The following is a 14,306-nucleotide window of genomic DNA, read 5'->3' on the forward strand; positions in this document are numbered from 1 at the left end:
ATTGAGGAGAAAAGCAGGGTTTTTGCAGTTTTGTTGTTGATTTACAACAAATTAATTAACGTGCGTGATGATAACGGGCCGCAGCAGCGCGGCCCGTTGATGTGATTAGGCGGTACGCAGGTTATCCACCAGCGCCATCTCTTCACTGCTCAGCAGCTTTTCGATGTCGACCAGAATCAGCATACGTTCACCCAGCGCACCCAGACCGGTCAGGTACTCGGTAGACATGGTGACCGCAAATTCCGGAGAAGGACGAATCTGCTCCTGAGTCAGCGACAGCACGTCAGAAACGCCGTCAACCACAATCCCCACCACGCGCTGCTCAAGATTCAGCACGATCACCACGGTGTTCTCGTTGTAATCCACGTCCGGCTGCGAGAATTTCACGCGCAGGTCGATAATGGGCACAATCACGCCGCGCAGGTTAGTGACGCCTTTGATGAACTCTGGCGTGTTCGCGATGCGGGTTACCTGATCGTAGCCGCGGATCTCCTGCACTTTCAGAATGTCGATGCCGTACTCTTCGTCACCCAGTGTGAAAACTAAGAACTCCTGGCCGACGGTTTCGCCAGCGATTTTGGTCACGGTTGCCATGTCAGTCATTTTTTTACCCTTTCGTTATCTATTACGCTGCGGCACCGGCCACACGCTTTTCACGGTTCAACGATTGCAGTGCTGAGACATCCACAATCAGCGCCACGCTACCATCGCCCAGAATGGTGGCGGCTGAAATCCCCGGCACTTTGCGATAGTTGCTTTCAAGGTTTTTCACTACCACCTGATGCTGACCAATCAGCTGATCGACCAGCAGCGCATAGCGACGGCCTGCGCTTTGCAGAATCACCACAATGCCTTGCGTGGCGTCGGTTTTGGCGTTTTGCACCTCAAACACATTCCACAACTCAACCAGCGGCAGATACTCGCCTCGCACTTCCAGCACGCGCTCGCCACCGGCCAGCGGTTTTAACTCTTCAGCGGTTGGCTGCAATGATTCCATCACCGCGTTGAGCGGCAGAATGAACACTTCGTTGGCCACGCGCACCGACATGCCGTCGAGGATCGCCAGCGTCAGCGGCAGCAGGATGCGAATAGTGGTGCCTTTGCCCTGCTTCGAGGAGATTTCGACGTGGCCGCCCATCTCCTGAATGTTACGTTTCACCACGTCCATGCCCACGCCACGGCCCGACACGTCAGTGACCTGTTCGGCGGTGGAGAAGCCCGGCGCGAAGATCAGCATGCCGACTTCTTCATCGCTCATGCTGTCGCTCACCGGCAGGCCAGACGACAGCGCTTTAGCCAGGATACGTTCACGGTTCAGGCCGGCACCGTCATCGATCACTTCGATGCAGATATTGCCGCCCTGATGTTCCGCGGACAGCGTCAGGTTACCGACTGCCGTTTTGCTGGCAGCCAGACGTTTTTCCGGGGTTTCGATACCGTGATCGAGGCTGTTACGCACCAGGTGCGTTAACGGATCGATGATGCGTTCAATCAGGCTCTTATCCAGTTCGGTCGAGCTGCCAAGCAGCGTCAGTTCCACCTCTTTGCCCAGCTTGCTGGCCAAATCGCGCACCAGCCGCGGGAAGCGGCTGAAGACATACTCCATTGGCATCATACGAATCGACATCACCGACTCTTGCAGATCGCGGGCGTTACGCTCCAGCTGGCCCATGCTGTTCAGCAGGTCGCCGTGCGCCACCGGATCCAGCGCGCCGGAGCGCTGCGCCAGCATCGATTGGGTGATCACCAGTTCGCCCACCAGGTTAATCAGCTGGTCCACTTTCTCCACTGCCACGCGGATGCTGCTGGATTCACTGCCCTTGGCCGGTGCCGCTGCACGCTTAGGTTCACGTTTCGCTGCCGGCGTAATCTCGGTAACGGTGGCGGTTTGCACCGCTTCAGCGACCACGTCCACCACCGGCGCTTCGGCCACGGCCGCCGCGCCTGCCGGGAAGTGGATCTGCGCTTCATCGAGCACAAAGCACAGCACGGCGACGATGTCATCTTTGCCGACGCCATCGATGGTCACTTCGAGCGAGTTAGCGCCTTTTACCACGTTGCTGACCGTGCCGAGATTGCCGAGCTCTTCCAGCATCAGCTCCGGCTCTTTCTCTTTCAGATCAACCAGCTGCAGGCGTAGACCTGCGGCGGCAACCGGTGCAGCGATGTCAATCACTTCGGCGACTTTTGGCGCTTCAGGCGCGATGCCCTTCGCTTCCAGTGCCAGCTGACGCAGCGCTTCGCAGATGTATTTAAAGCTTTCTGCGTTGGGCTCCTGCGCCGTTTTATAGGCATCGAGCTGTTCTTGCATAATATCTTTGGTTTCCAAAAACAGGTTGATGATATCGGTGCTGAGCTGCATCTCGCCGCGGCGCGCACCATCCAGAATGTTTTCCAGGATGTGGGTGGTTTCCTGTAAAACCGTAAAGCCAAACGTACCGGCTCCGCCCTTGATGGAGTGGGCGGCGCGGAAGATGGCATTCAACTGCTCGGAATCGGGCTCCTGGGGATCGAGTCCCAACAGGTGTTGCTCCATATCCGCTAACAGCTCATCGGCTTCATCGAAAAACGTCTGGTAAAAATCGCTGATGTCCATGCTCACGGGATCACCTCGGCTGTGAGGGTTGGTCTGGTGTCACCACGCTCACCGCGGGCGTCGCCGCTGCCGCAGGTGCCGTCGCAGCCGCCGGCGCAGCCGGTGTCGCAGTGGAACCTGTTGGGGCAGTCGGCGCAGCCGGTACGGCGGGTGCGGTAATGTCGGGAATAATTTGCGCCGGGTCGCTGACCTGTACGGCATCGCTCTCGGCATTCTCTTTTTCAATCGCCGCTTCGGTGTCGTGATTCAACACCAGCAGGCTAATGCGGCGGTTGACTGCATCATTAGCACCACGGTTTTTCAGCTTCATGGTGTCGGCCATACCGACCACACGCAGCATTTTGCTGCCGTCCAGCCCACCGATCATCAGCTCACGGCGTGAGGCGTTGGCACGATCGGCCGACAACTCCCAGTTGCTGTAGCCGCGATCGCCATTGCCATACTGGATATCGTCGGTGTGGCCTGACAGGCTAATTTTGTTCGGAATATCATTCAGTAGCGGCGCAATGGTGCGCAGAATGTCGCGCATATAGGGCTCAACGTCTGCGCTACCGGTTTTAAACATCGGGCGGTTCTGGCTATCGATAATCTGAATGCGCAGCCCCTCTTCCACCATGTTGATAATCAGGTGCGGACGCAGCGCTTTCAGACGCGGATCGGCTTCAATCAGCTGATCGAGCTTTTCACGCAGGCGATTCAGGCGAATCTCCTCCAGCTTTTTCTTCTGTGCATCCATATCGACAATTTTCTTCACTTCGCCCTTCTGCTGCGTCGGATCATCGCCGCCGCCCGGGATCGGACTTTCACTGTCGCTGCTGCGCTGACCGCCGGTTAACGCCACTTTGAGCGGCGTTTTGAAGTATTCGGCAATTTGTACTAACTCTTTCGGGCTGGAGATGGAGAGCAGCCACATCACCATAAAGAACGCCATCATCGCCGTCATAAAGTCGGCATAGGCAATCTTCCACGAACCGTGGCTGCCATGGTGACCTTTATGTTTGCGCTTTTTAACCAGCACAATGGGGCGATTGCCAGCTTTCATGAATTCTCATCCGAAGTTTGTTTCGCCGGGTTCTTGGCGTTACGAACGTGCTCTTCCAGCTCGGAGAACGACGGACGTTCAGCGGAATAGAGCGTTTTACGTCCAAACTCCACCGCGATTTGCGGCGCGTAGCCGTTCAGGCTGGAGAGCAATGTCACCTTTACGCACTGCATCATCTTGGTGGTTTCGGCACATTTCTGTCGCAGTACCGAGGCCAGCGGCGAAATAAAGCCGTAGGCCAGCAAAATCCCGAGGAAGGTACCGACCATGGCGTGGGCAACCAGCGCACCTAACTCTGCGGCCGGACGATCGGCCGACGCCAGTGCATGCACCACGCCCATTACCGCGGCAACGATGCCGAAAGCCGGTAAGCCGTCACCCACGGCCGATATACTTTGCGCTGGTACTTCGCACTCGTGCTCGTAGGTTTCAATCTCTTCGTCCATCAGGGCTTCAATTTCGAAGGCGTTCATATTTCCGCTGACCATTAAACGTAAATAGTCGGTAATAAAATCGACCAACTGTTTATCGGACAAAATACGCGGATAGTTAGCGAAAATTTCACTCTGACTTGGGTCTTCAATATCACGTTCTAATGACAGCATGCCTTGCTGACGGGATTTCGCCATCAGGCGATAGAGCAGCGCCATTAAATCCATGTATACAGCTTTGTTATATTTCGAGCCGCGCATTAACAATGGCAACGCTTTTAATGTCTTCTTGATCGATTTGCCATTATTGCCGACTAAAAAGGCACCGATACCGGCACCGCCGATAATGATCAGCTCCGCCGGCTGATATAGCGCGCCTAAATGTCCGCCGACCATCGCGTAGCCGCCCAACACGGAGCCGACGACCACGATATAACCCAGAATTATCAGCACAAAAAATCCTTACGTCCGTAACGTGTTGATGGAAGTTAAGCCAGAGAGCCGCAGGTGTTATTCGTTTATCGCAGGCAAAAAAAAAGCAGCGGTATTAACCGCTGCTGGATGTTTTCCACGATGCGAACAAACTTAAACGGCGCGTTTAACCTGTTCATCCAGCAGTTGTGGAAAGGTATCGGCAGAATCTGCAGAAAGTTTACGTCTTTTTACGGCACGTGATGGCGGCTGGCACAGGCTGCAAACAAAGCTGCCCACTGGCTGATGCGCATGGTTAATAAAGCTGCCACCGCAGCACTTGCAGTCAGACAATTCCAGCATGCCACTTTCAACGAATCGCACCAGGGTCCATGCACGCGTTAGCGCCAACAGCGGGCCCTCGTCCGATTGCGGACACTGCTCAAGATACAAACGGTAAGCTTTGATCACCGCTTCAACGCCATTGCTCAACCCGGTTTTCAGCAGAAACTGCCAGGCGTTACAGAACATTGAGGAGTGAATATTTTGTTCCCAGGTCATGAACCAATCAGTGGAGAATGGCAGCATGCCTTTCGGTGGTGGTGCACCGCGCAACTCTTTATACAGTTTAATCAGGCGACCACGGCTCAGCTGGGTTTCACTTTCCAGCATTTGCAGTCGTGCGCCCAAGGTAATCAGCTCCATTGCTAGCTGAATATCGCGCGCTTCCTGAACAATACTTTTTTCGGCCATTAAACAGCCCTCTTCTTCGCAGAGATGTCATCTTTCGACGCATTCCGCAGTAAGCGGCTGGATAATAAAATGCCGGTATGGATTTGTTGCAAGTCATCCACACGTGACTCTTGCGTCAGGCGATTAATATGGTTGTGGTCGGTAAAACGAAACTGGCAAACCAGTTGATTGGTTTCCGCTAATTTTACCATCTCCGGTAAGGTTAATTGCGACAATGCATCGGCCATCGATTCATCGATGCCTAAACGAAACATTGCTGAAGCTTTTTCCTGGTTAATTAAACGCTGAGCAAGAAGCAAATATGACAGATTGATGTCATATATATGTTTTAGTAATTCTGATGTACCCATTTTTTTCCATCCTGATAGACGCGACACATATACGGCCACAGAATTAAATTGTTCTATGGTTCGGGCTGCTGGTTGGTAAATCTAAAGATGGCAAAAAATAATCAGGCTTGAGCCAACGCGTACCTAACTGTTTCACTTCCCGTCAGGACACTGATCAGTAGTAATCAAAACTCCAGGCCATTCTTTGCTTGAGTTGTAACCATCTTCCGTGACGTCTGCTTACAGTTTTTAAGACTAATCCGAAAACAACGCAAATCTATATCGTCTGATTTCGACATACAACGTGAGTGGCGCGAAATTTTAGATAAAGTGTGATCTACATCACACTTTTAAGGCAAATTTTTTTCACAAACCTTCAGCATCGCTTTTCTGTTGTGCGTTTTTTGCACTAAATCGGATTATTTCGTTAATATTTTGCTGATTTGCGACGGATTTTAGCCTCTGTGGCAGATTGCCATTACCACGCGATCAGTTATCTGTTCCGTTGCGATTATCGGGCTATAACGCGCTATATAATGAGATATAAGCAGCATAATACTCTGAATACAGCTGAAATTATTCGCTTCTAAATTAATCACTTACAGGGAATATTGCTGAGGAGGATTAAAGCGAGACGCTAGCGAAGCGTGAAGACTGGACGCAGAGCGCCTGGGAACTGTCAGTAGATTGTAGGGAGTGTTTAGCGCACGGCAGGGTATGTAACAGAGCGTTACATTAGAGAAATGAATGAATTGGCCATTTTACGGTTTGCTACGCGCTAACTATCGGCGTGCCACCGGAAATCTTTAGGGTCAGCGATAAAAAAAGCGTGATTACTGGGTTGTGTGCGCGCTTTTTAACCAAAATGTGCGATTTTTACTGATGAGTCAGCCGATTAGCGCTTAACGAAATGAAATCGATTTCGTGAAGTTAGGGTGGTGCGTGAAAACGCTGTGCAACGCAGCGGGAGTGAAGTCGCGAAAGGTGGCGTTAGGTCAGGAAGTTAAGTGCGAGGTGGTCGCCATAAATGGCGACCCTACAGTAAGTTTGTAAGGTGCGCATTAATGCGCACCCTATTATTTAAGCTAATTTCGGAAAGGTAGCGACTTTATTTTCCGTACCGTGATCATCGCTTCGTACCGGCAACGTATTTAAATCTTTCAGGAAACTTTCACGCCAATGTGAAATATCCTGCTTGCGCAACACCGCCATCATGTCGTTATAACGCGAAATACGTTCCGTGCGCGACATGGTTAAGGCGCGATCCAGCGCGGCAGCCACTTCATCCCGATCGTAGGGATTGACGATCAGCGCCGAGGTCAGTTCATTCGCGGCACCGGCAAAGCGCGACAGCACCAGTACGCCAGGATTATCCGGGTCCTGCGCCGCCACATACTCTTTCGCTACCAGGTTCATGCCATCGCGCAGTGGCGTAATCAGGCCAACGTTGGTGAGGCGGAAGATCTTCATTAACAGGCGGCGGTCAAAGTGCTGATTCAGATAGTAGAGCGGTGTCCAGCCCAGCGTGCCGTATTTGCCGTTAATGCGCCCCGCTTCCGTTTCCAGCTGATGACGGATGTCCTGATAGGCCTGCACATCGCCACGCGAGGTGGGTGCAATCTGCGAGTAGCGAATTTTGCCGCGATGCTGCGGGAAATTCTCCAGCAGGGCTTCAAAGGCGAGGAAACGCTCCGGCAAACCTTTCGAGTAATCCAGGCGCTCGCAGGCGATGATATTCTGCAGATCGCCGAGGTCGCGCTTCATCGCGGCCATTTTCGGCGGCAGCGGCCCTTCTGCCATCTCTTTGATGGTGTCAGGCTCAATACCAATCGGATACACCTCGGTCATAAAGGTGTTGCCAAAGGCGCGATGCTTTTTCTCACCTTTATTCTGCAGCTGCGTCAGCTGGCTTAAGCTATCGAGGAAGGCCACGCGATCGGATTCTGTCTGGAAGCCCAGCAGATCATAGTCGCACAGCATCTCCAGCAGCTCCTGATGAGGCGGTAACGCATTGAAGATTTCTGGCGTCGGGAACGGAATATGCAGGAAGAAGCCGATACGGTTGTTGATGCCCAATTTGCGCAACTCGGCAGCAAACGGCAGCAGATGATAATCGTGGATCCACAATACATCATCGGGCTTCAGCAGCGGTTTAAGACGCTGGGCCAACAGCGTATTCACGCGGCAATAGCCATCCCACGCTTCGCGCTGGTACTGCACCAGATCGAGACGATAGTGGAAAGCGGGCCAAATCACTGTATTCGAAAACTGCAGATAATACTGATCGTAATCGTTTTGATTGAGCGGCAGCGAGGCGTAGGTAATTCCGTCTTTTTCCAGCTGAGTGAGCTCTTCATCCTCATCTTCACCCGAGAATTCGCTGATCTCTCCGTTCCAGCCAAACCATAATCCTCCGGTATCTCGCAGTGCATCCAAAATACCGACAGCAAGTCCGCCTGCGCTGGCCTTGCTACCATCGGGAATCGCGATACGGTTAGATACGACGACTAAACGACTCATAACCTAAACTCCTTACCAACATTGTCATGTTCTAGTTGTAATAATAGTTGTTCAAGCCAGTGCCATACGGCCTCAACGCTGTTCAGGCGATAGCGTGCATGGCTGGCACCTTCACCGACTTTGACAGAAATCCCCTGCATGGCGTTGACCGCCAGAAATCCTTTTTCGTCTGTCAGGTCGTCTCCCACAAATACCGGAATGCGTCCGGCAAAGGGTGCTTCCTGCATAAATTCACGCACGGCGGCACCTTTATCAATGCCCTGCGGCTTCAGCTCCACCACGCACTTGCCGGGCTGCAGCGCCAGATCAGGGAAACGTGCGACGGCGTCTTCCGCCAGCTGCATGATGGCCTTCTCATACTGCGGCGCATTGCGATAGTGCAGCGCAAACGCCATGCCTTTCACTTCCAGCAGCGTGTTGGGCCACTGATCCAGCGTCTGCTGCAGTTCAATTTGCAGCGTTTGCGCAATATCGCCCGGCAGGCTGTGGCGATGCACGCGACCGGTAGCGTCGCGACGTTCAGCGCCATGCACACCCGCCGCGGGCGCTTCAAGCGGCGCGACTAAGGCATCGAGTTGCACGATTGGACGGCCAGACACCAGTGCCAGTGCGCCGTGGCTAAGATTAGAAATTTGTTGCAGGAGCTGGCGTACCGAGGCGGGGATTGAAACCGACTCGGGCTGCGACTGAATCGCTGCCAACGTGCCGTCGACATCAAAAAAGAAGGCATAAAGTCCGCCGCTTAGCGACGGCAACGTGCTGTTCTGATTAACCGCGGGGGTCACGACTCTCCTCCTGTGTTGTAGGTTTTAAGATTACAGGATGTTCGGAGGCAGGCTGAATCATGGAAGCGGAAAAAAACCGCAGAATTGTGTGCGAGGAGATTTTGACGATAACACGGAATTTCGATAGCAAACTCTCCACAAACAAACATGATTTAGACTGACATGGCAACCTGACAGCGAACATCGTCAGCTTTAAGTGTAGACGTAGATCACGATATTGCCAGATACGCGCGGCTTCGCTATAGGATAAGTGGCCGTTTTAACCGCTATGCAGCAAAAAGATTGCCTCCGCGCTTTTTCATACGCTTCGCTTATTTTTCCTGCACCAGTGACTGGGAGAAATCAGCCCATGCGGCGCGAAATTTCCCAGATTAAGCCGACTTGCATCCGCCACGCGGATTATCATATGGTGCGTTTACCGCGCGGCTACAGCGTGGAGATACGGCTCTTGAGAGCATAAATCAGCGCTTTTAGATCGCTTCAGGCAGGAATCCGCAAGATGGAAAACCGATCGACTTCACATTTTCATACTGTTGTGGTGGGTGAGCGTAGATGATCCCGCAGAGTTACAGCCAACGCGTGCACTTCTATTACTGCATTCTGATCGCGCTGAAAATCAACGCCAAAAACAAGAAGTCTGGCGGCGTGCGCGGTAAAAACAACTTTCTGCTCAAATGGCTGCGCAACGCGCAGAACAACACCATTTTCCCGCCAGATATCACCAGCGAGATCGAGTGGCTGCGCGGCAAGATCATCAGTTCCGGGCCCGATACCGATCTCGAACCGATGCTGCAATATGTCTATGACACCGCTAAACGCGCCGAGAGCATGCGTTTAGGGTCGTGAGGGTTGCGCGCCGGTGCGCCGGCGTGCTCGCTGCGTAGTTCTACCTATTCTCCTGCGTATTCAACCGCATTTTTTCCCCTCAATGTGTTGCATATGATTCGTCACACGGAACAGCCACGTTCCCCCTTTCCACTGACGAAGAGAATGGATGCAAATGAAACTGAAAATGTTATGCGGTGCACTGCCTTTAATGATGATCGCAGGTGCAGCGGTTGCGGCAAATGCTGACGAAGGCTATTACGGTTCAGCCAAATATCTGCAAAGCCAGATCAATGCCAAAGAGATGAACACCAGCGCCCGTCCTGGCGTAGGTCAGTTTGTCGCGGGTAATGAGACCGCACACCAGGCTAACGCCGCTTTGGCACTCGGTTATCAATGGGGTAATGGCTGGCGCACCGAGGGTGAATACACCTTTGGTCAGGGCGCGGAGTTCACCAGCGGTTCATCCACCTTTGCCACCAGCTATAACCATCTGCAAACCAACGTGCAGCGCCTGATGTTCAACCTGTATCGCGATTATGAACTCGGCTACAACTTCTCGCTGTACGGTACCGCTGGCCTTGGCTTCAGCCGTATTCAGGCGGGCGGCTGGCAGGGCGTGGTTACGCGTGAGTATGCTTCCAGCACGCAAAATAACCTGACTTACAGCATTGGTGCGGGCGTCAGCTATGCGCCGATTGAGCGCGTTAGCGTTGATGTCGGTTATCGCTATGTGGATATGGGTAAAATTGAGAGCGGCTATAACAACTTCGTCAATGCCCGTGGCTTGAAAGACGAGCAGATGAAAGCGCATCTGATCGAGAACCAGTTCACGCTGGGCGTACGCTATCTCTTCTGATGAATGCATTGGCAGACTTCCCCGCATGATGGGGAAGTCTGCCTCCTCAATTCCAGCCAGCAGGAAACCACGCTTTACTTGAGGAAACGCAATATCTGTATGTCTGTTACCCCGTAGATCTAGGTACGGTTAAAACATCTTATCTTGATGAATTTAATCGAAAAAACTTAAATCTGGCATCTACGTGAAGGTAATTAACATGATTAACAGAATGATCCTCAACGAAACCGCCTACTTTGGTTCCGGCGCCATCCATTCTCTGGTCGATGAGATTAACAAACGCGGTTTCACCAAAGCATTAGTGGTGACGGACAAAGACCTGATCAAGTTTTCTGTCGCCACCCGCATCACCGATCTGCTTACGCAGCACGACCTCAGTTTCGCCCTCTATGACGACGTTATTCCCAATCCTACGGTAGAGGTGGTGCATGCCGGCGTTGCGGCTTTTCGTCGTGCAGGCGCCGATTATCTGATCGCCGTCGGCGGGGGTTCCCCGCAGGATACTTGCAAAGCCATCGGCATGATGATTGCCAATCCCGAGTTTAGCGACGTGCGCATGCTGGAGGGCGGTGCTGCCACGCGCCGCCCCTCTGTACCGATCATTGCGGTGCCTACCACCGCGGGTACGGCTGCCGAAGTGACCATCAATTACGTCATCACCGATGAGGAGAAGAAGCGTAAGTTCGTCTGCTACGATCCGCATGATATTCCCGTTATCGCCATTATCGATCCTGACATGATGGCCAGCATGCCCGCCAGCCTGAAAGCGGCAACCGGCGTTGATGCGCTCACCCACGCCATTGAAGGCTATATCACGCGCGGTGCATGGGAGATGACCGACATGTTCCACCTCAAAGCGATAGAGATTATTGGCCGGTCGCTGCGAGATTCGGTAACAGGTGTACCGGCTGGCGTGGCGGATATGGCGCTGGGTCAATATATCGCCGGCATGGGCTTCTCGAATGTCGGATTGGGCCTGGTGCACGGCATGGCGCATCCGCTGGGTGCCTTTTATGGCACCGCGCACGGCATTGCCAATGCCGTCTTGCTGCCACACATTATGGCTTTCAATGCTGAACACACCGGTGAGAAATACCGCGATATTGCGCATGCGCTGGGCGTTAGCGGCGCCTATGCCTGTTCATTAACCGAGGCGCGCGCACTCGCCATCGAGGCGGTCAGCTCGCTGAACCGCGATATTGATATTCCGCTGCGGCTACGTGACATCGGCATGCAGGAGCAGGACGCGCCGGCATTAGCTGCCGCGGCTTATGCTGATGTGTGTACCGCCGGAAATCCGCGCGAGTGCAGCATTGAGACGATCACGTCACTTTATCGCCAATTATATTAATCAGGCATAAATCGGGTCGCCATCCATGGTGACCCGTCAAATATTGTATTAAAACAACGCCCCTCCCTTTATTTAATTTATACCAGGAGTTCGCCTTGCGGCATATTATTCATTTTAACGGCAGATAGTAAATTAAGCCCACCCGGTGCGCTTGCAGGAACGGCTGGTCGGAGTAGTATTAATTACGTGACACGCTGTAGATGAGTTAAAGGTCCATTACCCGCCTTCCCTCCTCCATTTCATATCGTCATTAATTTAAACATTCAAAATCTATTCTCTCTGTTGGTATTTTCCTTTTTTTGAGGTGAGCTATGTTTCGACACGTAAAACAGTTGCAATTTACCGTCCGCGTTAATCAACCCAATCCCGGCCTGGCCAATTTATTACTGGAACAGTTTGGCGGCCCACAGGGTGAACTGGCCGCAGCAATGCGTTATTTCACCCAGGGGTTAAGTGATGACGACGCGGGTCGTCGTGAGATGTTGATGGATATCGCTACCGAGGAGTTGAGCCATCTGGAAATTATCGGCTCGCTGGTTGGCATGTTAAATAAAGGTGCGAAAGGGGCGCTGGCAGAAGGCAGCGAAGAGCAAGGCGATCTCTATCGTTCCATTACCGGCGCGGGTAATGACAGCCATCTCACCTCGATTCTGTATGGCGGCGGTCCGGCACTGACCAACTCGGCTGGCGTGCCCTGGACCGCGGCCTATATCGACACCATCGGCGAAGTGACGGCGGATCTGCGTTCAAACGTTGCCGCTGAAGCGCGCGCCAAGATTCTGTACGAGCGTCTTATCAACCTTACCGATGACGTTGGCGTTAAGGATGCGCTGGGATTCCTGATGACGCGTGAAGTGGCGCACCAGCTGTCGTTTGAAAAAGCGCTCTACTCCATCCGCAATAATTTCCCGCCGGGCAAACTGCCGCCGATCGAGAAGTATGCGCACACTTATTACAATATGTCTGAGGGCGACGATATTCGCGGCAGCTGGAACTCGGATGAAAACTTTGATTACGTTGCCGATCCGCAACCGGCCGTTGATGGTGGCGATGGACTCGCCAGCGTTACCTTGCCCGCGCAGCAGCAGAGCGATCTGGCCACGCTGGCGGCGCGCACCGCTTCACACCCCGACGTCAATCCGATTACCGGCGCGGAACCGGGCAGTAAACATCCGTTGACCAATCAGTAATGCGCCACGCTGAAACCTGTGGGTCGCCATAAATGGCGCCCCGCACCCTCTAAAAATAACGCATGGAAAATATTTCTGCCGCGTGCGCATATTCCTGGCAGATTAATCCGGAAAGTGACTGCCAGCTTCAGTTACGCGGCTGAATATTGCAGGGATGTGCCATAGTTTACGTTGGTATAAATAAAAAAGGACCCACCCAATATGTTTGGTTTTTTAGCTTCTCTGTTCGGCAGCCCGGAGGCATTACTGCAAGTGATGACCCGTCAGGACATTCAGGAGTCGATTCAGGAAGGTGACAGAATTATTATTGACGAAGATGGTAACGCTTCGGTTAATCCATTGAGTCCTGAAGTACAGCGCGATTTTGCCCATCATGTCAGCACATTAAAGGATATTTAAATGGGCACGGCGATATTTATGGTGATGATGGTATGTGGCTATTGGTATACCAGCCGCGACATGTCGAGTCGTTTAAAAATCAAACGCTCTTTTGGCTGGGATGTCTATTTTCTTATTGCCTTATATGGCTGTATTTTTGTGCTGCAAGGCGTGCTAACCACCGCCATCATCTGGTTAATTTTGCTTATTGCATCGGGTGTGAACAATGCGTTTGCGCTGACCTCCGCAGAGAACGTGCACTGGAACGTCGATTTCATGACCTGGAGTTTTTTAGGTATCCAGGCGCCGGTAGTGATGATGCTGGCCTTTGCCATTCTATTCTGCATGTATCGCTCCAACTGGGCAGTCAGCGCCCGGCTTAACGCCGGTGGCCGTAAGGAACTTTATCAGCGTCTTTCGCGCTCGAATGGCATTGAGCAGTTGTTACTGCAGTGCATGGAGGAAGGCGAATTAGCCTGGGTGACGCTGAAATCTAAGCGCATTTATATCGGTATGATCCATGCAGCGACATTTGAATATGCCAACACCGCCAATATCGTGCTGATTCCGATGTTGAGCGGCTACCGCGATGCGCGCACGCTGAATTTGGCGATTGAGCATAATTACAGCCAGTGGTACCACAATCACAATATTGATTTCTCCTCCACGCCAAAAAGCGCCCTGGAGTTTCGTAAAGTGATTATGGTGCATCAGATTGAAAGTTTGTCGCTGTTTGATCCCGCCAGCGCCAGCGCATTAGCGATGGGTAAGCAAAGCGGGAATAAACGCAAATGGACTCGCAAGTCCGTGGCAAAAAGCGACTATCCCTAAATGAA

At 52.7% G+C, this 14,306-nt stretch carries 14 protein-coding genes; 6 read left to right on the forward strand and 8 right to left on the reverse strand.

Annotated elements, in window-relative coordinates:
* Nucleotides 1-105: 105 nt before the first annotated feature.
* From cheW to otsB, 8 genes are all read right to left on the reverse strand, one after another.
* Complete coding sequence (cheW, locus tag AC790_RS11440) at nucleotides 106-603, reverse strand: chemotaxis protein CheW (protein WP_007892553.1); 498 nt, start codon at nucleotides 601-603, stop codon at nucleotides 106-108.
* A gap of 22 nt (nucleotides 604-625) precedes the next feature.
* A complete protein-coding gene (gene cheA, locus AC790_RS11445) occupies nucleotides 626-2,596 on the reverse strand; it encodes a chemotaxis protein CheA (protein ID WP_180823742.1) in 1,971 nt (656 codons plus the stop codon).
* 10 nt (nucleotides 2,597-2,606) lie between these two features.
* Complete coding sequence (motB, locus tag AC790_RS11450; protein ID WP_049851853.1) at nucleotides 2,607-3,638, reverse strand: flagellar motor protein MotB; 1,032 nt, start codon at nucleotides 3,636-3,638, stop codon at nucleotides 2,607-2,609.
* Complete coding sequence (motA, locus tag AC790_RS11455; protein ID WP_007891047.1) at nucleotides 3,635-4,522, reverse strand: flagellar motor stator protein MotA; 888 nt, start codon at nucleotides 4,520-4,522, stop codon at nucleotides 3,635-3,637. The genes motB and motA overlap by 4 nt, the downstream gene beginning before the upstream one ends.
* 132 nt (nucleotides 4,523-4,654) lie before the next feature.
* A complete protein-coding gene (flhC, locus tag AC790_RS11460; RefSeq protein WP_007891050.1) occupies nucleotides 4,655-5,233 on the reverse strand; it encodes a flagellar transcriptional regulator FlhC in 579 nt (192 codons plus the stop codon).
* Nucleotides 5,233-5,583, reverse strand: coding sequence for a flagellar transcriptional regulator FlhD (flhD, locus tag AC790_RS11465; protein ID WP_007891053.1), 351 nt, complete (start codon nucleotides 5,581-5,583; stop codon nucleotides 5,233-5,235). The genes flhC and flhD overlap by 1 nt, the downstream gene beginning before the upstream one ends.
* Before the next feature lie 1,059 nt (nucleotides 5,584-6,642).
* Nucleotides 6,643-8,082 carry an alpha,alpha-trehalose-phosphate synthase gene (gene otsA / locus AC790_RS11470; protein WP_049851854.1) on the reverse strand — a complete coding sequence of 480 codons (1,440 nt, stop codon included), beginning with the start codon at nucleotides 8,080-8,082 and terminating at the stop codon, nucleotides 6,643-6,645.
* Nucleotides 8,079-8,867, reverse strand: coding sequence for a trehalose-phosphatase (gene otsB, locus AC790_RS11475; protein ID WP_049851855.1), 789 nt, complete (start codon nucleotides 8,865-8,867; stop codon nucleotides 8,079-8,081). Before otsB ends, otsA begins: the two co-directional genes overlap by 4 nt.
* 552 nt (nucleotides 8,868-9,419) lie before the next feature.
* On the opposite strand from otsB, the gene AC790_RS11480 reads away from it, so the two are divergent.
* From AC790_RS11480 to AC790_RS11505, 6 genes are all read left to right on the forward strand, one after another.
* Nucleotides 9,420-9,713 (forward strand): hypothetical protein, encoded by a 294-nt coding sequence (locus tag AC790_RS11480; protein ID WP_007891064.1) that lies wholly within the window; start codon nucleotides 9,420-9,422, stop codon nucleotides 9,711-9,713.
* Nucleotides 9,714-9,867: 154 nt separating this feature from the next.
* The gene (locus AC790_RS11485; protein WP_036621691.1) at nucleotides 9,868-10,551 is read left to right on the forward strand and encodes an outer membrane protein; all 684 of its coding nucleotides are present in this window, start codon (nucleotides 9,868-9,870) and stop codon (nucleotides 10,549-10,551) included.
* Nucleotides 10,552-10,750: 199 nt separating this feature from the next.
* Nucleotides 10,751-11,902 (forward strand): lactaldehyde reductase, encoded by a 1,152-nt coding sequence (gene fucO, locus AC790_RS11490; RefSeq protein ID WP_049851856.1) that lies wholly within the window; start codon nucleotides 10,751-10,753, stop codon nucleotides 11,900-11,902.
* 311 nt (nucleotides 11,903-12,213) lie between these two features.
* Nucleotides 12,214-13,092, forward strand: a complete 879-nt coding sequence (locus tag AC790_RS11495) for a manganese catalase family protein (RefSeq protein WP_007891070.1) — start codon at nucleotides 12,214-12,216, stop codon at nucleotides 13,090-13,092.
* A 201-nt stretch (nucleotides 13,093-13,293) separates the two neighbouring features.
* Nucleotides 13,294-13,491: a hypothetical protein gene (locus tag AC790_RS11500; protein WP_007891073.1), complete on the forward strand. Its 198-nt coding sequence runs from the start codon at nucleotides 13,294-13,296 to the stop codon at nucleotides 13,489-13,491.
* Nucleotides 13,492-14,301, forward strand: a complete 810-nt coding sequence (locus AC790_RS11505; protein ID WP_007891075.1) for a hypothetical protein — start codon at nucleotides 13,492-13,494, stop codon at nucleotides 14,299-14,301.
* Nucleotides 14,302-14,306: the final 5 nt, after the last annotated feature.

This window comes from Pantoea sp. RIT-PI-b, from assembly GCF_001187905.1.
Taxonomy (GTDB): domain Bacteria; phylum Pseudomonadota; class Gammaproteobacteria; order Enterobacterales; family Enterobacteriaceae; genus Pantoea; species Pantoea nemavictus.